This is a genomic window from Pseudomonas sp. 1152_12 (assembly GCF_052850675.1).
Genome location: NZ_VXCW01000002.1, coordinates 377,593 through 400,377 on the forward strand (window position 1 = coordinate 377,593; position 22,785 = coordinate 400,377).

Consider the following 22,785-nt stretch of genomic DNA (forward strand, 5'->3'; position numbering starts at 1 on the left):
ATTGGGCATGGACATGAATGTAAAGTTGAACTTGTCTTATCCGCCGCTGGCCCCTCAAGGCGCTGCGGCACCTGTGGTTGCTGACAAAGACAAGAGCAAGGTTGAGCCGGCCGCGCCAACCGCAGGTCCGTCCCAAAAGGGCGATCTGGAAAAAGCGGTCACTGATATTAAAGAATTCGTACAAGCGGCCCAGCGCAATCTGGATTTTTCGATTGATGATTCCACCCATAGGGTTGTGGTCAAGGTCATTGCCACCGACACCGGTGAAGTGATCCGCCAGATTCCCTCGGAAACGGCCTTGAAGCTGGCGCAAAGCTTGTCCAGCGCCAGCCACGTGTTGTTTGACGACAAGGCTTAAGCTGGCATGAAATTTGTTGCTGCTACGACTTGAAGTGTTGTTCGTCAAGATAACGGCAGCCACCGGAACAGGAGAAGGATGATGGCGGGTACAACTATTACAGGCGTGGGGTCGGGCTTTGACACCCAGGCGATTGTGAAGTCCCTGGTGGATGCCGAGCGAGCGCCGAAGCAGGCGCAGATCAACACTCAATCGCAAAAGGCAACTACCCAGCTGTCGTCGATCGGCAAGATCCAGGCTGCCCTGGACGCCTTCCGTGGTGCGCTGACCAGCATGGGCACGGATAACAGCTTCAGTGGCTTGACCGGTACGTCCTCGGACGAAAAGGTCGCCACCATGACGGCCAACCAGGGGGCTGCGAACGGCAGCTTCTCGTTGATCGTCAACCAACTGGCCACACCGTCGAAGCTATCGACCAAAACGTATGCCGGTGGCCAGTCGACAGTTGTGAACGCCGGCACCACGCCGACAACGCTGACCATCTCGCAGTCGGGCAAGAACTTCGACCTGAGTGTGCCGGCAGGCGCGACGCTGCAACAGGTGCGTGATTCGATCAACACCACGTTCGGCACCGCCGGCTTGAGTGCCAACATCCTCACAGACTCCACGGGTTCGCGTCTTATTCTGACCTCCACGAATGGCGGGGTTGGTTCGGACCTGACGATGTCGGGCAACTCTGGGATTGATACCGGCTACACGGTAGTCAGCCCGCCTCAGAACGCCAAGTACACCATCGATGGCATTGCGGCGGAGTCCAAATCCAACAGCATCACGGATGCGGTGAGTGGGGTGAGCATTAAGTTGCTGTCACTTTCACCTACGGTCACTCCCAATGATCCGAATACCACGAATCCTATTCGTACAGCCATGACCATTTCGGTCACCACCAGCCCCACCGCGCTCAAGTCCGGGGTCAAGGGCTTTGTCGACACCTACAACGCCCTGCTCAAGGCCATGAACGCCGAGACCAAGGTCACCAAGGATGCTGCCGGTAACTCCATTGCCGCGACCCTGACCGGCGACTCGACCATGCGCACCTTGCAGGCGGCGATTCGCAACGAGTTCAACTCACTTTCCGGTAATGGCACCTTGAAGTCCCTGGCGCAATTCGGCGTTACCACTGACCAGAACACCGGCGCGCTGAGCATCGACAGCAAGCAGTGGGATAAGGCGGTGCTGACCAATGCCGCCGATATCAACAGTATCTTCAGCGGCAAGACCGGTCTGCTCGCACGCTTGACGGCCGCGACCGACTCCTACGCCAAGCCCACCACGGGGATTCTGGCGACGCGCACGACGTCGTTGGCCGACAGCCTGAAGGACTTGACCAAGCAGCAGACCGACCTGGATACGCGTCTGACGACGATGCAGGACGCCTTGACCCGCAAGTACACGGCCATGGATACCCTGGTGGCGCAGCTGCGCCAGCAGAGCAACAGCATCCTCGGCACGCTCAACGCGATCAGTAATTCGAAAAGCAACAGCAACTGATTGATCGCATAAAAAGCCCGGGTCCGTTGACCTGGGCTTTGTTCTTTCTAAGACCGTCGGGTTAAAGTTTTTTGCGACCCAGTCGACATATTGGTTACTGAAAACCTTCTCGCTGTTGCCTGTCACGAGGTAGAAACATGAATCCCATGAGAGCCCTTCGCCAATACCAGAAGGTCAATTCCCATGCCCAGATCTCTGAAGCCAGCCCGCATCGCCTGGTGCAGATGTTGATGGAAGGTGGCCTGGACCGTATGGCCCAAGCCAAAGGCGCACTCGCGCGTGGCGACGTCGCGCAGAAGGGCCTCATGCTGGGCAAGGCCACCGATATCCTGATCGGCCTGCGTGATGGCCTGGATGCGGAAAAAAGCGACAACAAGGATTACGTCCAGCAATTGGAAGGCCTGTATGTCTACATGACCAACCGCTTGATGGAAGCTAACCTGCATAACGATGCCGACATGATCGACGAAGTCGCCCGTTTGCTGATTACCGTGAAAGAAGGCTGGGACGCCATCGCTGAGCCACAAGGTGCTGCACAATAAGGCCACTGGCCTTGAGGACACGTCATGAGCCACGCACTGCAACGCATTGATGAAACCCGTGAAGCCTTGATCGGCGCGCTGGCGGAACGTAACTGGGACGCCATTGGCGAATTGGATATGGGCTGTCGCAGCGTGATCGACGAAGTGCTCAGCGAAGCGCCGGTTGATGAAGATGCGCTGCGGGAAAAGCTGGAAAGCCTACTGGCGGTTTATCAGCAGTTGCTTGAAGTGACGACCGGCGAGCGCCAGGCGATTTTCGAAGAGATGTCGCAGATCAACCAAGCTAAAAATGCGTCAAAGGTTTACCATCTGTTCGGCTGAATGGGCTCAGTTAATCCGAACGGTGCGTCATATATTTGACTGTGCCAGCATTTTTGACTTAACTAGTGCTGTTTTCAGATTTCAGACGTCTAGTAGGGTAAGAATCTTACAGGCGTCTTGATTGCCCTCACTCTGGGGCAGGAAGTTTTACTAGGGAAGTTGCTATTGCATGTGGCGTGAAACCAAAATTCTGCTGATCGATGACGATAGCGTCCGCCGCCGCGATTTGGCGGTGATTTTAAATTTTCTTGGCGAAGAAAATTTACCCTGCGGTAGCCATGATTGGCAGCAGGCGGTCAGCTCCTTGTCATCGAGCCGTGAAGTCATTTGTGTACTGATCGGGACGGTAAACGCTCCTGGTGCGGTTCAAGGCCTGTTAAAGACACTGGCGACCTGGGATGAGTTCCTTCCGGTGTTGCTGATGGGCGATATTTCTTCCGTGGACCTGCCGGAAGATCAGCGCCGCCGCGTGCTTTCGACCCTGGAAATGCCGCCCAGCTACAGCAAATTGCTCGACTCCCTGCATCGCGCCCAGGTTTACCGCGAGATGTACGACCAGGCCCGCGAGCGCGGCCGCCACCGCGAACCCAATCTGTTCCGCAGCCTCGTCGGCACCAGCCGTGCGATTCAGCACGTGCGCCAGATGATGCAGCAAGTGGCCGACACCGACGCCAGCGTGCTGATCCTTGGTGAGTCCGGCACCGGCAAGGAAGTGGTTGCACGCAACCTGCACTATCACTCCAAGCGCCGCGACGGGCCCTTCGTGCCGGTCAACTGCGGGGCGATCCCGGCAGAGCTGCTCGAAAGCGAATTGTTCGGCCACGAGAAGGGCGCCTTTACCGGGGCGATCACCAGCCGTGCCGGGCGTTTCGAGCTGGCCAACGGCGGCACGCTGTTCCTCGATGAAATCGGCGACATGCCTTTGCCGATGCAGGTCAAGCTGTTGCGCGTACTGCAGGAGCGCACCTTCGAGCGCGTAGGCAGCAACAAGACCCAGAGCGTCGACGTGCGCATCATCGCGGCCACGCACAAGAACCTCGAAAGCATGATCGAAGTCGGCAGCTTCCGCGAAGACCTGTACTACCGCCTCAACGTATTCCCGATCGAGATGGCCCCGCTGCGTGAGCGCGTGGAAGATATCCCGCTGTTGATGAACGAACTGATCTCGCGCATGGAACACGAAAAGCGCGGCTCGATTCGCTTCAATTCCGCCGCGATAATGTCGCTGTGCCGCCATGGTTGGCCGGGCAACGTCCGCGAGCTGGCCAACCTGGTCGAGCGCATGGCGATCATGCACCCTTACGGTGTGATTGGCGTGGTCGAACTGCCGAAAAAATTCCGCTACGTCGACGATGAAGACGAGCAACTCGTGGACAGCCTGCGTAGCGACTTGGAAGAGCGCGTGGCCATTAATGGTCATACGCCGGACTTCGGTTCCACCGCCATGCTGCCGCCGGAAGGCCTGGACTTGAAGGACTATCTCGGTAGCCTGGAACAGGGCCTGATCCAACAAGCGCTGGACGATGCCAATGGTATTGTTGCCCGCGCCGCCGAGCGCTTGCGCATTCGTCGAACCACCTTGGTTGAGAAGATGCGCAAGTACGGCATGAGTCGTCGAGAAGGTGATGAACAGGCAGATGATTGACGCCTGTTTTTCAACTGACTGAAAAATAAGCCTATTTTTTTAGGCACGGGTATTGCTACAGCCCTCGTAACGTTCCGTTTAACTGACGGTCAACCACGCGAGAGAGCATGATGCCCCACGCCGCCCAACTTTCTTCAGCCCCTACTATTACGGGGCTTGTTCCGTGCGCAGAGCCGCTTGCCCGGCAGGGTCTTGAACAGGCGTTCTCGCAGTTCAATCAGATGTCGAGCCAGCTGGCTGACTCCTACAGCTTGCTGGAGGCTCGGGTGTCCGAGCTTAAAGGCGAGCTGGCGGTGGTCAGTGCTCAGCGCATGGAAGAGCTGGCCGAAAAAGAGCGCTTGGCCAACCGCCTGCAAAACCTCCTCGACCTATTGCCCGGTGGCGTGATTGTCATCGATGAAATGGGCCATGTCCGCGAAGCCAACCCGGCTGCGTGCGACTTGCTGGGCGAACCGCTCGAAGGCGAGCTGTGGCGCCACGTCATCACGCGCTGCTTTGCGCCGCGTGAAGATGACGGCCATGAGATTTCCCTCAAGGACGGGCGCCGCTTGTCCATCGCCACTCGCTCCCTGGATGCTGAGCCTGGGCAGTTGGTGTTGCTCAACGACCTGACTGAAACCCGTCACTTGCAAGACCAACTGGCGCGCCATGAAAGATTGTCGTCGCTGGGGCGCATGGTCGCCTCTTTGGCGCATCAAATTCGCACGCCGTTGTCGGCGGCGCTGATCTACGCCAGTCATTTGACTGATGAACAATTGCCAGCCGCCACCCACCAACGATTTGCCGGTCGCCTCAAGGAGCGCCTGCATGAATTGGAACATCAGGTGCGCGACATGCTGGTGTTTGCCCGCGGCGAATTGCCGCTGACCGATCGAATCACGCCGTCCGAGCTGATGCAGTCGCTGCAAGCGGCGGCGGCCACGCATATCCAGGATGTCAACGTGCGCTGGCAGTGCGACAGCCACCTCGGCGAGTTGCTGTGCAGTCGCGACACGCTGGTCGGCGCCGTGCTTAACCTGATCGAAAACGCCACCCAGGCGAGCGGCCCGGGTGCACGGCTCAAAGTGCACCTGTACAGCCGCGAGCAAACCCTGCGTCTGTGCATCAGCGACAGCGGCAGCGGCATCGACCCGGTGGTGCTGCAACGCCTGGGCGAACCCTTTTTTACCACCAAGACCAACGGTACGGGCCTGGGCCTGACCGTGGTCAAGGCAGTGGCGCGTGCGCATCAGGGAGAATTGCAGCTGCACTCCCGGTTGGGGCGTGGTACGTGTGCATTGATGACCTTGCCGCTGTTTTTCAGCGCGGCAAGCGCGGAGTAAAAGGACTATGGCTATCAAGGTTTTATTGGTTGAAGACGATCGTGCGCTGCGTGAGGCATTGGCTGACACGCTGCTGTTGGCGGGCCATGACTACCGGGCGGTCGGCTCTGCCGAGGACGCCTTGGAGGCCGTTGAGCAGGAGTCCTTCAGCCTCGTAGTCAGCGACGTGAATATGCCTGGCATGGACGGTCACCAATTGCTCGGCGTGCTGCGCGCGCGTCAGCCCCAATTGCCGGTATTGCTGATGACTGCCCATGGTGCGGTGGAGCGCGCGGTGGACGCCATGCGCCAAGGCGCGGCGGATTACCTGGTCAAACCGTTTGAGCCCAAAGCCTTGATCGAGCTGGTCGCCCGCCACGCCCTCGGCGTGATTTCGAGCGTCGAAGGCGAAGGCCCGATTGCCTTCGAACCGGCCAGCGCGCAACTCTTGGAGCTGGCCGCCCGTGTGGCGCGCAGTGATTCCACAGTGTTGATTTCCGGCGAGTCAGGCACCGGCAAAGAAGTGCTGGCGCGTTATATCCACCAGCAATCCGGCCGCTCCAAACAACCGTTTATCGCGATCAATTGCGCGGCTATCCCCGACAACATGCTTGAAGCTACGTTGTTCGGCCACGAGAAGGGCTCGTTTACTGGCGCCATTGCGGCCCAGGCGGGCAAGTTCGAACAGGCCGACGGCGGCACTATTTTGCTCGACGAAATCTCGGAAATGCCCCTGGGTTTGCAAGCCAAGCTGCTGCGCGTACTGCAGGAGCGCGAAGTCGAGCGCGTCGGCGCGCGTAAACCGATCCAGCTGGATATCCGCGTGATTGCCACCACGAACCGCGACCTGGCGGGCGAAGTGGCGGCGGGGCGCTTTCGTGAAGACTTGTTCTACCGACTTTCGGTGTTCCCGTTAGCCTGGCGCCCACTGCGCGAGCGTCCGGCGGACATCATCCCGCTGGCCGAGCGCTTGTTGAACAGCCACGTCAAAAAAATGAAGCACGCCCAGGCACGGCTGTCGGCCGACGCCCAGGCTTGCCTGATCAGCTACCCATGGCCCGGCAACGTGCGCGAATTGGACAACGCCATCCAGCGCGCGCTGATTTTGCAGCAGGGTGGGCTTATCCAGCCGCAAGACTTCTGCCTGGCCCTTGGCGGTAGCCTAAGCAGTAGCAGTGGCGCGGCACCATTGCCCAGCCTGGCGCCAGCGCCAGCAGTGGTGGCCGAAGCCGAGCCTGGCGGCGGCCTGGGCGACGACCTGCGTCGCCGCGAATTCCAGATGATCATCGATACCCTGCGCGCCGAGCGCGGCCGCCGCAAGGAAGCGGCCGAGCGCTTAGGGATCAGCCCGCGCACCTTGCGCTACAAGCTGGCGCAGATGCGCGATGCGGGAATGGATGTGGAAGCCTACCTCTTCGCCACCTGATAAATGCATAGGCCGACAGGGTTTGTCGCCTTTTCTTACGAATCGCCACGGAGCTGGCACCCTTGTTGCTACCACCCCTAGTAACCGCTACGTAGTGTCAAAAAATTGCGGGTCGTCGGAGAGAGAAGGTCATGAGCCAGGGTATTGAGTTCAATCGGTTGATGTTGGATATGCGCTCCATGCAAATGGATGCCATGGCTCAACCGAAATCCGTCGCGCCAGCGCCGGAATTGGGCCAAAGCAGTTTTGCCGACATGCTCGGTCAGGCAATTAATAAAGTCAGTGATACCCAGCAAGCCTCGAATCAGTTGGCCACCGCCTTCGAGATCGGCAAAAGCGGCGTGGACCTTACCGATGTGATGGTGGCCTCGCAAAAGGCCAGCGTTTCCTTTCAGGCCTTGACCCAAGTGCGTAACAAGTTAGTTCAGGCTTATCAAGACATCATGCAGATGCCGGTTTAAGGACGAGATTTAAGTCATGGCAGAAGCAGTCGTGGACAACGTACCCGCCAAGGCAGACGGCAAATCGCCGCTGTTTGGCCTGTCGTTCCTGGAAAACCTCTCCGAAATGACCATGTTGCGTCAGGTGGGCCTGATGGTCGGTCTGGCTGCCAGCGTGGCGATTGGTTTTGCCGTGGTGCTGTGGTCGCAGCAACCTGATTACCGCCCGTTGTACGGCAGCCTGGCGGGCATGGATTCCAAGCAGATCATGGAGACCCTGGCCGCCGCCGACATCCCCTACACCGTGGAGCCCAACTCAGGCGCCCTGTTGGTTAAGGCTGACGACGTGGCGCGTGCGCGGATGAAATTGGCAGCGGCTGGCGTAACGCCGTCCGACAGCAACATTGGTTTTGAAATCCTCGACAAGGATCAAGGTCTGGGCACCAGCCAGTTCATGGAAGCCACACGCTACCGTCGTGGCCTGGAAGGCGAATTGGCGCGGACCATCTCGAGCCTCAATAACGTCAAAGGCGCCCGGGTGCACTTGGCGATTCCTAAGAGCTCGGTGTTTGTACGCGATGAACGCAAGCCAAGCGCCTCGGTATTGGTCGAACTGTTTTCCGGCCGCTCCCTGGAGCCAGGCCAGGTATTGGCGATCATCAACCTGGTGGCCACCAGCGTTCCCGAATTGAGCAAGTCGCAAATCACCGTGGTCGACCAGAAGGGCAACCTGCTGTCTGACCTGGCGGAAAACTCTGCGCTGACCCAGGCTGGCAAACAGTTCGACTATAGCCGCCGTATGGAAAGCATGCTCACCCAGCGTGTGCACAACATTCTGCAACCGGTGTTGGGCAACGACCGCTACAAGGCGGAAGTGTCCGCCGACGTGGATTTCAGTGCGGTCGAGTCGACCTCTGAGCAATTCAACCCGGACCAGCCAGCACTGCGCAGCGAGCAGTCCACCAGCGAACAACGTACTGCCAGCAACGGCCCGCAAGGTGTTCCAGGTGCCCTGAGTAATCAGCCACCGGCTCCGGCTTCGGCACCGCAAACCACCGGTGGCGCCGCCGCAACCGCCGGTGCGATCCAGCCTGGCCAGCCTTTGTTGGACGCCAACGGTCAACAGATCATGGACCCGGCCACCGGCCAGCCGATGCTCGCGCCCTACCCGGCGGACAAGCGGAACCAGTCGACCAAGAACTTCGAGCTCGACCGTTCCATCAGCCACACTAAGCAGCAACAGGGCAAAATCAATCGCCTGTCGGTGTCGGTGGTGGTCGATGACCAAGTCAAGGTCAATGCCGCTGACGGTGCTGTGACCCGTGCGCCATGGAGCGCCGATGAGTTGGCGCGCTTCACGCGCCTGGTGCAGGACGCCGTCGGTTTCGACGCCAGCCGTGGTGACAGCGTCAGCGTGATTAACATGCCGTTCTCCGCCGAGCGTGGCGAAGTGATCGCCGACCCGTCGTTCTACACGCAGCCGTGGTTCTGGGACATCGTCAAGCAAGTGCTGGGTGTGTTGTTCATCCTGGTGCTGGTGTTCGGTGTCCTGCGCCCGGTGCTCAACAACATCACAGGTCACGGCAAAAAACAGCTGGCGCTTGCAGGAAGCGACGTCGAGTTGGGTGGCATGGGCGGCCTGGACGGCGAGCTGGCCAACGACCGTGTCAGCCTCGGCGGCCCGCAAAGCATCCTGTTGCCAAGCCCGAGCGAAGGCTATGACGCTCAGTTGAACGCAATCAAGAGTCTGGTGGCAGAAGACCCGGGCCGTGTGGCCCAGGTCGTGAAAGAGTGGATTAACGCAGATGAATGATCGAGCCGCTGTTGCCAAGCTCACCAAGGTCGACAAAGCCGCCGTGTTGCTGCTGTCTTTGGGTGAGACCGACGCCGCACAAGTGCTGCGTCACATGGGCCCCAAAGAGGTTCAGCGTGTAGGCGTGGCCATGGCGCAAATGCGCAATGTGCACCGTGAGCAAGTCGAGCAGGTGATGAGCGAGTTCGTCGAGATCGTCGGCGACCAGACCAGCCTGGGCGTCGGCTCCGACAGCTACATCCGCAAGATGCTCACCTCGGCCTTGGGCGAAGACAAGGCCAACGGCCTGATCGACCGCATCCTGCTGGGTGGCAACACCAGCGGCCTCGACAGCCTGAAATGGATGGAGCCGCGCGCCGTTGCCGACGTGATTCGCTACGAACACCCCCAGATCCAGGCCATCGTCGTCGCTTATCTGGACCCGGACCAGGCCGGTGAAGTGCTCGGCCATTTCGACCATAAAGTGCGCCTGGACATTATCCTGCGCGTGTCTTCGCTGAACACCGTGCAGCCGGCAGCCCTGAAAGAGCTCAACACGATTCTCGAGAAGCAGTTCTCGGGTAATTCGAATGCCTCGCGCACTACCTTGGGCGGTATCAAGCGCGCAGCCGACATCATGAACTTCCTCGACAGCTCGGTCGAAGGCCAGTTGATGGACTCGATCCGCGAGATCGACGACACCCTATCCGGCCAGATCGAAGATCTCATGTTCGTGTTCAACAACCTCTCCGATGTCGACGACCGTGGCATCCAGGCGTTGCTGCGTGAGGTGTCGTCTGATGTGCTGGTACTGGCGCTCAAAGGTTCGGACGACGGCGTCCAAGAGAAGATCTTCAAGAACATGTCCAAGCGTGCCTCCGAACTGTTGCGCGACGACCTGGAAGCCAAAGGCCCGGTGCGCGTCAGCGACGTGGAAACCGCCCAGAAGGAAATCCTCACCATTGCCCGCCGTATGGCCGAAGCCGGAGAAATCGTTCTCGGCGGGAAGGGCGGCGAAGAAATGATTTAAGGCGCTTCCCATGTCGAACAAAGATGAGACGCCCAGCGATCTGATTCGCGCTCGGGATGTCGGCGGGTTCGACATCTGGTCGTTGCCCAGCTTCGACCCGCATGTGCCGGAGCCCGAGCCTGAGCCGGTTGAAGAAACACCGGCGCAAATGGAAGAAGTGCCGCTGGAGGAAGTCCAGCCACTGACCCTCGAAGAATTGGAAGCCATCCGCCAGGAGGCCTACAACGAAGGCTTCGCCGCGGGTGAAAAAGATGGTTTTCGCAGCACCACGCTGAAAGTTCGCCAAGAGGCCGAGGAGGCGCTGAGCGTCAAGCTGGCCAGCCTGGAACGCTTGATGGGCAACCTGTTTGACCCTATTGCCGAGCAGGATGCGCAGCTGGAAAAATCCATGATCGGCCTGGTCGAGCATATCGCCCGCCAGGTGATCCAGCGCGAACTGGTGCTCGATTCCAGCCATATCGAAAGCGTGATGCGCGAAGCCCTCAAGCTGTTGCCTTTGGGCGTTGGCAATGTGCGGCTGTACATCAATCCGCAGGATTTCGAACAGGTCAAAGCCCTGCGCGAGCGCCACGAAGAAACCTGGCGCATCGTCGAGGATGCGGCGCTGCTGCCTGGTGGTTGCCGCGTCGAAACCGAACACAGCCGCATCGATGCCACGGTGGAAACCCGCATCAGCCAGATCATGGCGAAAATGTTCGATCAATTGCATGAACAGTCCCTGCACCCGGCCGAACCTGACCTGAGCGTGGACCTGGACGCCGCCGATGCGCCTTGATCGCACCAGCTTCGCCAAGCGCCTGAGCGGCTACGCCGAGGCCACTGAGTTGCCCGGCCAGCCGATCCTTGAAGGGCGCCTGTTGCGCATGGTCGGCCTCACCCTCGAAGCCGAAGGCCTGCGCGCCGCTATGGGCAGCCGTTGCCTGGTGATCAACGACGACAGCTACCATCCGGTGCAGGTCGAAGCCGAAGTGATGGGCTTTTCCGGCAGCAAGATTTTCCTCATGCCGGTGGGCAGCCTGGCGGGTATCGCGCCCGGTGCCCGCGTGGTGCCGCTGGCCGATACTGGCCGCCTGCCGATGGGCATGAGCATGCTCGGTCGTGTGCTGGACGGTGCCGGTCGCGCGCTGGACGGCAAAGGCGGCATGAAGGCTGAGGACTGGGTGCCGATGGACGGCCCCACTATCAACCCGCTCAACCGCAACCCGATCAGCGTGCCGCTGGACGTGGGCATTCGCAGCATCAACGGTTTATTGACGGTCGGTCGCGGCCAGCGCCTGGGCCTGTTCGCCGGTACCGGCGTGGGTAAATCGGTGCTGCTGGGCATGATGACGCGCTTTACCGAAGCCGACATCATTGTGGTCGGTCTGATCGGCGAGCGGGGCCGCGAAGTAAAGGAATTCATCGAGCACAGCCTCGGCGAAGAAGGTCTCAAGCGCTCGGTCGTCGTCGCATCCCCGGCCGATGATGCGCCGCTGATGCGCTTGCGCGCCGCCATGTATTGCACGCGCATCGCTGAATATTTTCGCGACAAGGGCAAGAACGTCCTGTTGCTGATGGACTCGCTCACGCGTTTCGCCCAGGCTCAGCGGGAAATCGCCTTGGCCATCGGCGAGCCGCCAGCCACCAAAGGCTACCCGCCGTCGGTGTTCGCCAAGCTGCCTAAGTTGGTGGAGCGTGCCGGTAATGCTGAAGCCGGCGGCGGTTCGATCACCGCGTTCTACACGGTGTTGTCCGAAGGCGATGACCAGCAAGACCCGATTGCCGACTCGGCGCGTGGTGTGCTCGACGGCCACATCGTGCTGTCGCGGCGCCTGGCGGAAGAAGGGCACTACCCGGCCATCGACATCGAAGCGTCGATCAGTCGGGTGATGCCGGCGGTGGTTACCCCCGAGCACATGGCCCGCGCGCAGCACTTCAAGCAATTGTGGTCGCGCTATCAGCAGAGCCGCGACCTGATCAGTGTCGGCGCCTACGTGGCCGGTGGTGACCGCGAAACTGACTTGGCGATTGCCCTGCAGCCGCAACTGGTGACCTACCTGCGCCAAGGCCTCAACGACAAGATCAGCATGGGCGAAAGCGAGGCACACCTGGGCTCGATCTTCGCGCCAGCGCCAGGCGGATAAGCCATGGCCAGCACGCGTTCTTCACGCCTGGCACCCGTGGTAGATATGGCCGAAAAAGCCGAGAAAACGGCTGTGCAGCGCTTGGGCTACTTTCAGGGGCAGGTACGCCTGGCGGAAAGCAAGCTGGGCGACCTGGAGCGCTTTCGCGGCGAATACCAACAGCAGTGGATCGAACGCGGCAGCAAAGGCGTGTCCGGCCAGTGGTTGATGGGCTATCAGGGCTTCCTCAATCAGTTGGAGACTGCCGTCGGCCAGCAGCGCCAGAGCCTCGCCTGGCACCAGAACAACCTCGATAAAGCCCGCGAGGCTTGGCAGGCGGCGTTTGCCCGGGTCGAAGGTTTGCGCAAACTGGTGCAGCGCTACATCGACGAAGCGCGGGCGCTTGAAGATAAGCGTGAGCAGAAGCTGCTGGATGAGCTTTCACAACGCCTTCCCCGCCAATCACAGTACTAAGTGTCATTTGCTCCTCTGTGTTGCTCATAGCCGATTCACCTGCTAAACCTTGTTGCACATTGCCAATGACAAGGAAGCAGTCGTATGTCAGTCGAGTCAGAAGTGTCCCTGGATGGGAAAAAAGCGACGATTACTATCAAGGGGCGATTCGATTTCGGTAGCCACCAAGCCTTTCGTGATGCCTACGAGTGTTTCTACAAGGTGCCCGAGGTCTACGTGGTGGACTTGAAAGACACCACCTACATGGACAGCTCCGCCTTGGGCATGCTCCTGCTGTTGCGCGACCATGCCGGTGGCGATAACGCCGAAGTACAGGTGATCAACAGTAACTCCGACGTGCGCAAGATCCTCGCCATCTCCAACTTCGACAAACTGTTCGATCTCGGTTGAGCAGCTTGGCCCCAGTCCTTGAACTGCTGACGATCCTGATCGCCGAAGACAGCGCCGCCGATTTGCTGTTGTTGTCGACGATCATTCGGCGCCAGGGCCATCAGGTACTCACCGCCACGAACGGTGCGCAAGCGGTCGAGGTGTTTACCCGCGAGCGCCCGCAGTTGGTGTTGATGGACGCGCTGATGCCGGTGATGGACGGCTTTGAAGCGGCTCGCCGCATCAAGCAGCTGGCTGGGGAAGCGTTGGTGCCGATCATCTTCCTCACGTCGTTGCGCGAGAGCGAAGCCCTGGCGCAGTGCCTGGATGCCGGGGGTGATGACTTCCTGCCCAAGCCTTACAACCCGTTGATCCTGGCTGCCAAGATCAACGCCATGGACCGCCTGCGTCGGCTGCAGAGCACGGTGTTGCAGCAGCGTGACCTGATCGCCAAGCACCACGATTATCTGCTGCATGAGCAGCGTGCGGCCAAGGCGGTGTTCGACAAGGTGGCGCATTCGGGGTGTATCAACGCGGCGCCAAACATTCGTTACCTGCAATCGCCCTATGCGCTGTTTAACGGTGACCTGCTGTTGGCGGCGTACACGCCCTGCGGTGACATGCACGTACTGCTCGGCGATTTCACCGGCCATGGCTTGCCGGCGGCCGTGGGAGCCATGCCGCTGGCGGAGGTGTTTTACGGCATGACGGCGAAGGGCTATGGCCTGGCCCAGATCCTGCGCGAGATGAACGCCAAGCTCAAACGTATCCTGCCGGTGGACATGTTCTGCTGCGCTACCCTGATGTGCCTGAGTGCCGAGCGGCGAGTGGTGGAGGTGTGGAACGGCGGCATGCCCGAAGGTTATGTGCATGAAGTCGCCACGGGCAAGCGCACGCCGTTGATGTCGCGGCACTTGCCGTTGGGCGTGCTCAAGGCCGAGAGGTTTGATGACAGCACCGAAGTTTGGCCCATGGCTTTGGGCGACCGCGTGTTCTTGCTCTCTGACGGTGTGCTGGACACCGCCGATGCCAATGACCAGTTGTTCGGTGCCGAACGCCTGCAGCAGGTGTTTGCGGCGAATCGCGAACCTGACCGGCTGTTCGAAGACATCGAGCAAGCCCTGGCGGCGTTTCGTGGCCAGGCGCGCGACGACGTCAGCATGGTCGAGATCACCTTGCAGGCCGGCGAGCCAATGCGCGCGACCGAGCCGATGTATGCCGACAGCGGGCAGTCATGCCCGCTGGATTGGTCGGTGAGTTTTGAATTTCGTGCGCAGACGCTTAAAAGGTACAACCCGTTGCCGTATTTGCTGCAATTGCTGCAGGAGATCCATGGCCTGCGCAAGCAGAGCGGAGCGCTTTACAGTGTGATGGCTGAGTTGTATTCCAACGCGCTGGAGCATGGCGTGCTGGGCTTGGATTCGCGGCTCAAGCTTGATGCGCGGGGGTTCGCCGAGTATTACCATCAGCGCAATGAGCGCCTTGTGCAATTGAACAGTGGTTATGTGCGTGTGCACGTGCAGGTGGTGCCAACCCCCACGGGCGGCAAAATGACGCTACGCATCGACGACAGCGGTCCTGGATTTGACGTGGAGCAGGTGCTGGCGCGCCCGCTGGACGTCGACCGTCTGTCTGGACGCGGATTGAGTCTGGTCCGGCAGTTGAGCCGCGATGTGCGCTGGTTGGATGGCGGGCGCAGTGTGTGCGTGGAGTTTTACTGGGAGGCTCTGGCATAATCCGCCGATTCTTGATCAAGGAGCGAGCAAGTGGCTGAGATTCATCTGGACCCTGACGTGTTATCGGGTTTGCAGGAGGTTATGGAGAGCGAGTATCCCAAGCTGCTCGATACCTTCCTCGACGATTCGCAGAAGCGCGTCGAGGCGTTGCGCAAATCGCGCGATGATGCCAAGGCGCTTGGGCGTATAGCGCATAGCTTCAAGGGCAGCAGTGGGAACCTCGGGGCGGTTCGGTTGGCGCAGTTGTGTCAGCGGCTGGAGGTCGAGTCTGTTGGCGCGACGGCGGACTTGGGCGCCCTGGTTGATCAGATTGATCATGAGTTTGCGTTGGTTCGACCAATGTATGAGTCGGAGCGAGAGCGCTTTCAGCTTTAGGTATGTTGAGTACATATCCGTTGTCTGAATAACGGATATGTACACGTTAAAAACATCCAGACCAGCAACCTGGCCCAACTCTTGCTGTACCTCCATGACTGCATCCCCGATCCCCTATGCAGTGGAGACCTTTACCTATGCCAGTCGCCCAGAATTCGCTTCTTCAGGCTGCCTCCGTGGCCAAGCCTCAAGCGCCTGCCGTCACCCCCCAGGTCGCGGCTGCGGACCCACGGGACAAGGGCCCTGGCTTCGCTCAGGTGTTCGCCGGCCAAGGCGCGAAACCCACGGTAAAAGCCGACGATACCTCGGCCAAGCCCACGCGTGACAAACCTTCCGATGCCAGCGACAAGCCTGCCGCCAGCACGCCAGCGGTTGCCGATAGCGGCAATCCCTTGCCTGCCAAGCCACCGGCCAAGTCCGACAGCAGTGCCAGCAGTCACGACGACAAACCCACCGACTCGTCTTTGGTGCAGCAACCCCCCGTCGACCCGGCCTTGATTGTCACCGTCACGCCGGTGGCCGTGCCTGTCCCCGTGGAAACACCTGCGCCTGTTGCGGCCAAGGACGACCAGGCCCAGCCGGTCGTGGCGGCACCGGTCGCTGCCACGGATGAGATCAAGCAGCCCGCGTTCGACCCTGAAGCCGACCCGTTGGACGCGATGCCGGCCGTGCGCCTGGCGATGGAGCAGGGCGGTCACGTGTCGGCCAGCAGCCAGACGCCGCAGAAAGCCGCGCCGACGACTCAGGATCAGCCGACCGCTGCGCAGAACTTCGCTGCAGGCCTGGCCAATATGGTCGACCAGCAAGCCACCAAAGACAGCACTGATCAAGGCGGTGACAAAGCCTTCAGCGGGTTGATCGAAGGCGGCCTCAAGGACTTGAAAGACGCCAGCAGCGACACCCGCGTCGATGACTTCGCCAACCGCCTGGTCGCTCTGACCCAGGCCGCCACGCCGAAAACCGCGAATGCGTTGCCACCGGTAGCGAATGCGCCGTTGGCCATGCATCAGGGTGGCTGGACCGAAGAAGTGGTTAACCGCGTGATGTACCTGTCCAGCGCGAACCTCAAGTCAGCAGAGATCCAGTTGCAGCCGGCAGAGCTGGGGCGCCTTGATATCAAGGTCAACATGACGGCGGACCAACAGGCCCAGGTCACCTTCATGAGTGGTCATGCGGTGGTGCGTGAAGCGCTGGAAAGCCAGTCCGGCCGCCTGCGCGAGATGTTCGCCCAGCAGGGCATGGGGCAGGTGGACGTTAACGTCTCCGACCAGTCCCGTGGTTGGCAAGGGCAGGGCCAGGAGCAACAGCCGCAGAACCAGGCCCGCAGCGTGAGCGGTAGCGGTGGACGAGGTGACGGCGGTGATGGCAGTGATCACGCTGAGGTGGCGGCAGCCGTCGCGCCGGTGACCCAGACCATCATCGGCTCCAGCGCCGTCGATTACTACGCCTGACACCTGTTGAAACCCAGTCAATCTGGGGGCTGGCTTGCCTGCGATGGCGGTGTATCAGTCACAGAGATGTGAGCTGAGCCACCGCCATCGCAGGCAAGCCAGCCCCCACATTTGATTCGTGGTGTTCTCGCTTCCCCAATTACCAGACAACTCTGGCATAACACTTGCTCTTGCCTTTCCGTAGATCTATGAATTCCCGAATAGTGACGGATTATTGGCATGGCGAAGAGCGACGACGCAGCAACTCCCCCCGCAGGCAAAGGCAAGCTCAAGCTTATCCTGTTGATCGTGCTGGGCCTGCTCCTGGCCATCGGCGCCTCAGTGGGCGGCACTTGGTACATCATGCATAGCAGCGCGAGCAAACCAGCCCCCGCCGCCGAAACCGCCACTAACGTCAAGCAACCGGCAATCTTCGAGCCGATGCTTCCGGCCTTTGTCGCCAACTTCAATCAGAACGGTCGTCAACGCTACCTGCAGGTGAGCATCACCTTGCTGGCGCGTAACCAGGCGGACCTGGATGCGCTCAAAGTGCACATGCCGGTGATCCGCAATAACCTGGTGATGCTGTTTTCCGGGCAGAGCTTCGACAGCCTGGCCACCCCGGTCGGCCAGGAAATGCTGCGCCAGAAGGTCACTGCCAGCGTGCAGGAAGTGGCCCAGAAAGAGCTCGGCAAAGTCGTGGTCGAGCAGGCGCTCTTCACTAACTTCGTATTGCAGTAGGATCACGACATGGCCGTGCAAGACCTGCTGTCCCAGGATGAAATCGACGCGCTGTTGCATGGCGTCGACGATGGTCTGGTACAGACCGAAATGGCTGCCGAGCCCGGCAGCGTCAAAAGTTATGACCTGACCAGCCAGGATCGCATCGTCCGTGGACGCATGCCGACGCTGGAGATGATCAACGAACGTTTTGCCCGCTACACCCGTATCAGCATGTTCAACATGCTGCGCCGCTCGGCGGACGTGGCGGTCGGCGGTGTGCAGGTGATGAAGTTCGGCGAGTACGTGCACTCGCTGTACGTGCCCACCAGTCTCAACCTGGTCAAGATCAAGCCGTTGCGCGGCACCGCGCTGTTCATCCTCGACGCCAAGCTGGTGTTCAAGCTGGTGGACAACTTTTTTGGTGGCGACGGCCGTCACGCCAAGATCGAAGGTCGTGAATTCACCCCCACCGAGTTGCGGGTGGTGCGCATGGTGCTGGAGCAGGCCTTCATCGACTTGAAGGAAGCCTGGCAGGCGATCATGGAAGTCAATTTTGAGTACATCAACTCGGAAGTGAACCCGGCCATGGCCAACATCGTCGGCCCCAGCGAAGCCATTGTGGTCTCCACCTTCCACATCGAGCTCGATGGCGGTGGCGGCGACCTGCACGTGACCATGCCGTACTCGATGATCGAGCCGGTGCGCGAGATGCTTGACGCCGGCTTCCAGTCCGACCTGGATGATCAAGACGAACGCTGGGTCAAGGCCCTTCGCGAAGACCTGCTCGACGTCGACGTACCCCTGAGCGCCACCGTGGCCCGTCGCCAGCTGCGGTTGCGCGATATTTTGCACATGCAGCCGGGGGACGTGATTCCCGTGGAATTACCGGAAGAACTGATCATGCGTGCCAGCGGCGTGCCGTCGTTCAAGGTCAAGCTGGGTTCCCACAAAGGCAATTTGGCGCTGCAAGTGATCGAACCGATCAACCGTCGCTGATCAACAACTATTTTTGCTTCGCCGAGGACATGTAATGGCTACCGAACACGAAAACACTTCCGCCGAAGACCAAGCCCTGGCTGACGAGTGGGCTGCGGCCCTGGAAGAAACCGGCGATGTTGGGCAGGACGATATCGACGCGCTGCTGGCCGCCGACGCCGCCAGCGCGCCGGTTGGCAACCGCCTGGCGATGGAAGAATTCGGCAGTGTGCCGAAAAACAACGACCCGGTCACTCTCGACGGCCCGAACCTGGATGTGATCCTCGACATTCCTGTGTCGATTTCTATGGAAGTGGGCAGCACCGACATCAACATCCGCAACCTGTTGCAGCTCAACCAAGGCTCGGTGATCGAGCTGGATCGCCTGGCCGGTGAGCCGTTGGACGTGCTGGTCAACGGTACGCTGATCGCCCATGGCGAGGTGGTGGTGGTCAACGAGAAGTTTGGCATCCGCCTGACGGACGTGATCAGCCCGAGCGAACGCATCAAGAAGTTGCGCTGATATGAAGTATTCGATGGCGGGACTGTTTCTGGCGCTGCCATTGAGCGCCCTGGCGGCCGAGCCGATTGCGCAAGCGGCGGCTGCGGCGCCCGTAGTCAGCAGTGGCGTCGGTGGGCAATTGACCCAGCTGGTGCTGGGCCTGTTGCTGGTGGTCGGGTTGATTTTCGTGCTGGCCTGGTTGATGCGCCGCGTGCAGCGCATCGGTCCGGGCAATGGCCAAGTCATTGAGATGATCGGCTCGCGTGCCCTCGGCCCGCGTGATCGTCTGGTGCTGGTGCAAGTCGGTGAGGAACAGATTCTGCTCGGCATCACGCCGGGTCGTATCACCCCGCTGCACGTGCTCAAGTCGCCGGTGGAGGTGGCTAAGACCGAGGCCGCTACGCCAGAATTCGCCCAGCGCCTGATGGAGTTGCTGGGCAAGGATCAGAAGGATAAGAAGTAATGCGCGTTTTATTGACGCTCATGCTGTTGCTGGCAGCGCCTCTGGCGTTGGCGGCCGACCCGTTGTCGATCCCGGCGATCACGCTGGGCACCAACGCCGCCGGCGCCCAGGAATATTCGGTCAGCCTGCAGATCCTGCTGATCATGACCGCGCTGAGTTTTATCCCGGCGTTTGTCATGCTGATGACCAGCTTTACGCGGATCATCATCGTGTTCTCGATCCTGCGTCAGGCTTTAGGCCTGCAGCAGACACCGTCGAACCAGATTCTCACTGGCATGGCGCTGTTCTTGACGCTGTTCATCATGGCGCCGGTGTTCGACAAGGTTAACCAGCAAGCCCTGCAGCCCTACCTGGCGGAAAAGCTCACCGCCCAGGATGCGATCGATAAGGCCCAAGGCCCGATCAAGGACTTCATGCTGTCGCAAACCCGCTCCAGCGACCTCGAGCTGTTCATGCGCTTGTCCAAGCGCACCGACATCGCCACGCCGGATCAGGCGCCACTGACCATCTTGGTGCCGGCGTTTGTCACCTCCGAATTGAAGACTGCGTTCCAGATCGGCTTCATGATCTTTATCCCGTTCCTGATCATCGACCTGGTGGTGGCGAGCGTGCTGATGGCCATGGGTATGATGATGCTGTCGCCGCTGATTATTTCGTTGCCCTTCAAGATCATGCTGTTTGTGCTGGTGGACGGTTGGGCGCTGATTATCGGCACGCTGGCCAGCAGTTTCGGCGGAGTGTAGCGCCATGACCCCAGAAGTAGCGGTCGACCTGTTTCGTGAAGCGCTGTGGCTGACCACTATGATGGTCGCTGTGCTGGTGGTGCCGAGCCTGTTGGTCGGCCTGCTGGTGGCGATGTTCCAGGCCGCGACGCAGATCAACGAACAAACCTTGAGCTTCCTCCCGCGCTTGCTGGTGATGTTGATCACCTTGATCGTCGCCGGCCCGTGGCTGGTGCAAACTTTCATGGAATACATCCTGCAGTTGTACGGCAGTATTCCGCAGTTGATCGGCTGACCGCATGCAATCCGTGCTGGCCTTGACCGACACCCAGATCAGCACCTGGGTGGCGTCTTTCATCCTGCCGATGTTTCGCGTCACGGCGGTGCTGATGACCATGCCGGTGTTCGGTACCACCTTGGTTCCGCGGCGTATCCGCCTGTATTTCGCCTTCGCGATCACCGTGGTGATCGTGCCCGGTTTGCCGCCGATGCCGCCGGTGAATGCCCTGGACCTCAGCGCGCTGTTGCTGATTGCCGAACAAATTCTGATCGGCGCGCTGCTGGGGTTCTCGCTGACGTTGTTCTTCCAGGCGTTTGTGATTGCCGGGCAAATCATCTCGGTGCAGATGGGCATGGGCTTTGCGTCCATGGTCGATCCCACCAACGGCGTGTCGGTGGCGGTGATCGGGCAGTTCCTGACCATGCTGGTGACCTTGCTGTTCCTGGCCATGAACGGCCACTTGGTGGTGTTCGAGGTCATGACCGAAAGCTTCACCACCTTACCGGTGGGCTCGGGGCTGGTGGTCAACCACTTCTGGGAACTGGTGGGGCGCCTCAGTTGGGTGTTGGGCGCTTCGTTGTTGCTGGTATTGCCGGCGATCACCGCGCTGCTGGTGGTCAACATTGCCTTTGGCGTGATGACCCGTGCGGCGCCGCAACTGAACATTTTCTCGATTGGTTTCCCGCTCACCCTGGTCTTGGGCATGGGGATTTTCTGGGTCGGCATGGCCGACATTCTCAATCAGTATCAACCGTTGGCGACCGAAGCCTTGCAGTTCTTACGTGACTTGGCACGGGCGCGTTGAGCCATGGCCGAGAGCGAGAGTGGTCAGGACAAAACAGAAGACCCCACGGAGAAACGTAAAAAGGACTCCAGGGAAAAGGGCGAAATTGCGCGCTCCAAAGAACTCAATACCCTGGCGGTCATGCTCGCCGGTTCCGGCGGCCTGTTGATTTACGGCGGTGGTTTGGCGCTGGACATGATGGAGTTGATGAAACTCAACTTTTCACTGCCCCGCGAAGTGCTGCTCAGCCCCGGCGCCATGGGCCAGTACCTGCTGCACTCGGGCAAAATCGCGATTCTGGCGGTGCAGCCAGTGCTCATCACCTTGTTGCTGGCGGCGTTGATCGGGCCGGTGTCGCTCGGCGGCTGGCTGTTTGCTGCCGGCAGCATGGCGCCCAAGTTTAGCCGGATGAACCCTGGGGCAGGGCTCAAACGCATGTTTTCCACCAAGGCGCTGGTGGAGTTGCTCAAGGCGCTGGCGAAATTCATCCTGATTCTGTTTGTGGCGCTGACGGTGTTATCGTCGGATATCGACGATTTGCTGCGCATCGCCCATGAACCGCTGGAGTCGGCAATTATCCACAGCGTGCAGGTGGTGGGCTGGAGTGCGCTGTGGATGGCCTGCGGGCTGATCATCATCGCTGCGGTGGATGCACCGATCCAGCTGTGGGAAAGCCACAAGAAGCTGCTGATGACCAAGCAGGAAGTACGCGACGAGCACAAGGACCAGGAAGGGCGCCCTGAGGTCAAGCAACGCATTCGCCAACTGCAGCGCGAAATGTCCCAACGCAAGATGATGGCCTCGGTACCGGATGCCGACGTGGTGATCACCAACCCAACCCACTACGCCGTCGCCCTCAAGTACGACCCGGAGAAGGGCGGCGCGCCGATGTTGCTGGCCAAGGGCAGCGACTTTACCGCCTTGAAAATCCGCGAAATCGCCGTGGCCAACGACATCCTGTTGCTGGAGTCGCCGGAGCTGGCGCGCTCGATCTTTTACTCCACCGACCTCGATCAGGAAATCCCTGCCGGGTTGTACCTGGCGGTGGCGCAGGTGTTGGCATACGTGTATCAGATCCGCCAATACCGCGCCGGCAAGGGCAAGCGGCCTGATCCGCTCAAAGACCTGCCGATCCCACCGGATTTGCGCCGCGATTCCTGAGTTACCCTGCCCGCCATGGCGGTATAACAGCCAACGTTTGTCATCCGTCTAAATTCCGGCCTTACCTGTCAACTTTGACAGTATCCCTTGCACCGCCTTCACTGTTTGATAGGGCGACAAGGCGCGCCTTCATGTGCGGCTCGGGAGAGTGGTCATGGATAGGGGGTCGGTCAGGTGGTTCGACGCAGTCAGGGGCATTGGTTTTATCGCCCGTGACCGCGATGGCAATGCGGTGCCCGTCGAGTCGGCGGGCAATCAATACAGCGAAGTCGATGCGCCGGTTGCTCCGCCCAAGGCGCGAAAAGCTCGCAAGCGAAAACGATAAATCGAGACGTGGTCCTGC

At 60.1% G+C, this 22,785-nt stretch carries 25 protein-coding genes; all 25 read left to right on the forward strand.

Features of this window, described 5'->3' with window-relative positions; genetic code table 11:
* The first annotated feature begins 7 nt into the window (after positions 1 to 7).
* The 25 genes from FW764_RS04385 to flhB all read left to right on the forward strand — a co-directional run bounded on the left by FW764_RS04385 (position 8) and on the right by flhB (position 22,442).
* Positions 8 to 358 (forward strand): flagellar protein FlaG, encoded by a 351-nt coding sequence (locus FW764_RS04385; RefSeq protein ID WP_446432915.1) that lies wholly within the window; start codon positions 8 to 10, stop codon positions 356 to 358.
* Between the two features lie 81 nt (positions 359 to 439).
* A complete protein-coding gene (gene fliD, locus FW764_RS04390; RefSeq protein ID WP_446432916.1) occupies positions 440 to 1,849 on the forward strand; it encodes a flagellar filament capping protein FliD in 1,410 nt (469 codons plus the stop codon).
* Positions 1,850 to 1,986: 137 nt separating this feature from the next.
* Positions 1,987 to 2,391 (forward strand): flagellar export chaperone FliS, encoded by a 405-nt coding sequence (gene fliS / locus FW764_RS04395; RefSeq protein ID WP_446432917.1) that lies wholly within the window; start codon positions 1,987 to 1,989, stop codon positions 2,389 to 2,391.
* A gap of 24 nt (positions 2,392 to 2,415) precedes the next feature.
* Positions 2,416 to 2,712 (forward strand): flagellar protein FliT, encoded by a 297-nt coding sequence (gene fliT, locus FW764_RS04400; RefSeq protein WP_406980338.1) that lies wholly within the window; start codon positions 2,416 to 2,418, stop codon positions 2,710 to 2,712.
* Positions 2,713 to 2,881: 169 nt separating this feature from the next.
* The gene (locus tag FW764_RS04405; RefSeq protein WP_407019693.1) at positions 2,882 to 4,357 is read left to right on the forward strand and encodes a sigma-54 dependent transcriptional regulator; all 1,476 of its coding nucleotides are present in this window, start codon (positions 2,882 to 2,884) and stop codon (positions 4,355 to 4,357) included.
* A gap of 110 nt (positions 4,358 to 4,467) precedes the next feature.
* On the forward strand, positions 4,468 to 5,679 hold the full coding sequence (locus tag FW764_RS04410; protein WP_446432918.1) for a sensor histidine kinase: 1,212 nt from the start codon (positions 4,468 to 4,470) through the stop codon (positions 5,677 to 5,679).
* Positions 5,680 to 5,686: 7 nt separating this feature from the next.
* A complete protein-coding gene (locus tag FW764_RS04415) occupies positions 5,687 to 7,084 on the forward strand; it encodes a sigma-54-dependent transcriptional regulator (protein ID WP_446432919.1) in 1,398 nt (465 codons plus the stop codon).
* 131 nt (positions 7,085 to 7,215) lie between these two features.
* Positions 7,216 to 7,545 (forward strand): flagellar hook-basal body complex protein FliE, encoded by a 330-nt coding sequence (gene fliE / locus FW764_RS04420; RefSeq protein ID WP_016972029.1) that lies wholly within the window; start codon positions 7,216 to 7,218, stop codon positions 7,543 to 7,545.
* A 16-nt stretch (positions 7,546 to 7,561) separates the two neighbouring features.
* Positions 7,562 to 9,337: a flagellar basal-body MS-ring/collar protein FliF gene (fliF, locus tag FW764_RS04425; protein WP_083357490.1), complete on the forward strand. Its 1,776-nt coding sequence runs from the start codon at positions 7,562 to 7,564 to the stop codon at positions 9,335 to 9,337.
* Positions 9,330 to 10,346 carry a flagellar motor switch protein FliG gene (gene fliG / locus FW764_RS04430; protein ID WP_446432920.1) on the forward strand — a complete coding sequence of 339 codons (1,017 nt, stop codon included), beginning with the start codon at positions 9,330 to 9,332 and terminating at the stop codon, positions 10,344 to 10,346. Before fliF ends, fliG begins: the two co-directional genes overlap by 8 nt.
* A 10-nt stretch (positions 10,347 to 10,356) precedes the next feature.
* Complete coding sequence (gene fliH / locus FW764_RS04435) at positions 10,357 to 11,121, forward strand: flagellar assembly protein FliH (RefSeq protein ID WP_446432921.1); 765 nt, start codon at positions 10,357 to 10,359, stop codon at positions 11,119 to 11,121.
* The gene (fliI, locus tag FW764_RS04440) at positions 11,111 to 12,469 is read left to right on the forward strand and encodes a flagellar protein export ATPase FliI (protein ID WP_094951616.1); all 1,359 of its coding nucleotides are present in this window, start codon (positions 11,111 to 11,113) and stop codon (positions 12,467 to 12,469) included. The genes fliH and fliI overlap by 11 nt, the downstream gene beginning before the upstream one ends.
* Positions 12,470 to 12,472: 3 nt before the next feature.
* The gene (gene fliJ / locus FW764_RS04445; protein WP_056859755.1) at positions 12,473 to 12,922 is read left to right on the forward strand and encodes a flagellar export protein FliJ; all 450 of its coding nucleotides are present in this window, start codon (positions 12,473 to 12,475) and stop codon (positions 12,920 to 12,922) included.
* Between the two features lie 84 nt (positions 12,923 to 13,006).
* Positions 13,007 to 13,312, forward strand: a complete 306-nt coding sequence (locus FW764_RS04450; RefSeq protein WP_446432922.1) for an STAS domain-containing protein — start codon at positions 13,007 to 13,009, stop codon at positions 13,310 to 13,312.
* Positions 13,309 to 15,027, forward strand: coding sequence for an ATP-binding SpoIIE family protein phosphatase (locus FW764_RS04455; RefSeq protein WP_446432923.1), 1,719 nt, complete (start codon positions 13,309 to 13,311; stop codon positions 15,025 to 15,027). The genes FW764_RS04450 and FW764_RS04455 overlap by 4 nt, the downstream gene beginning before the upstream one ends.
* A gap of 30 nt (positions 15,028 to 15,057) precedes the next feature.
* Positions 15,058 to 15,402 carry an Hpt domain-containing protein gene (locus FW764_RS04460; RefSeq protein WP_446432924.1) on the forward strand — a complete coding sequence of 115 codons (345 nt, stop codon included), beginning with the start codon at positions 15,058 to 15,060 and terminating at the stop codon, positions 15,400 to 15,402.
* A gap of 137 nt (positions 15,403 to 15,539) precedes the next feature.
* A complete protein-coding gene (locus tag FW764_RS04465) occupies positions 15,540 to 16,853 on the forward strand; it encodes a flagellar hook-length control protein FliK (RefSeq protein WP_446432925.1) in 1,314 nt (437 codons plus the stop codon).
* Between the two features lie 219 nt (positions 16,854 to 17,072).
* A complete protein-coding gene (gene fliL / locus FW764_RS04470) occupies positions 17,073 to 17,573 on the forward strand; it encodes a flagellar basal body-associated protein FliL (protein WP_431752666.1) in 501 nt (166 codons plus the stop codon).
* Positions 17,574 to 17,582: 9 nt separating this feature from the next.
* The gene (fliM, locus tag FW764_RS04475; protein ID WP_083357499.1) at positions 17,583 to 18,551 is read left to right on the forward strand and encodes a flagellar motor switch protein FliM; all 969 of its coding nucleotides are present in this window, start codon (positions 17,583 to 17,585) and stop codon (positions 18,549 to 18,551) included.
* 34 nt (positions 18,552 to 18,585) lie between these two features.
* Positions 18,586 to 19,053 carry a flagellar motor switch protein FliN gene (fliN, locus tag FW764_RS04480; protein ID WP_446432926.1) on the forward strand — a complete coding sequence of 156 codons (468 nt, stop codon included), beginning with the start codon at positions 18,586 to 18,588 and terminating at the stop codon, positions 19,051 to 19,053.
* 1 nt (position 19,054) lies between these two features.
* Positions 19,055 to 19,495: a flagellar biosynthetic protein FliO gene (gene fliO / locus FW764_RS04485; RefSeq protein ID WP_446432927.1), complete on the forward strand. Its 441-nt coding sequence runs from the start codon at positions 19,055 to 19,057 to the stop codon at positions 19,493 to 19,495.
* Positions 19,495 to 20,238 carry a flagellar type III secretion system pore protein FliP gene (gene fliP / locus FW764_RS04490; RefSeq protein WP_017134948.1) on the forward strand — a complete coding sequence of 248 codons (744 nt, stop codon included), beginning with the start codon at positions 19,495 to 19,497 and terminating at the stop codon, positions 20,236 to 20,238. The genes fliO and fliP overlap by 1 nt, the downstream gene beginning before the upstream one ends.
* A 4-nt stretch (positions 20,239 to 20,242) precedes the next feature.
* Positions 20,243 to 20,512, forward strand: a complete 270-nt coding sequence (fliQ, locus tag FW764_RS04495; protein ID WP_003214552.1) for a flagellar biosynthesis protein FliQ — start codon at positions 20,243 to 20,245, stop codon at positions 20,510 to 20,512.
* Positions 20,513 to 20,516: 4 nt separating this feature from the next.
* Positions 20,517 to 21,302 (forward strand): flagellar biosynthetic protein FliR, encoded by a 786-nt coding sequence (fliR, locus tag FW764_RS04500; RefSeq protein WP_446432928.1) that lies wholly within the window; start codon positions 20,517 to 20,519, stop codon positions 21,300 to 21,302.
* A 3-nt stretch (positions 21,303 to 21,305) separates the two neighbouring features.
* Positions 21,306 to 22,442, forward strand: a complete 1,137-nt coding sequence (gene flhB, locus FW764_RS04505) for a flagellar biosynthesis protein FlhB (protein WP_446432929.1) — start codon at positions 21,306 to 21,308, stop codon at positions 22,440 to 22,442.
* Positions 22,443 to 22,785: the final 343 nt, after the last annotated feature.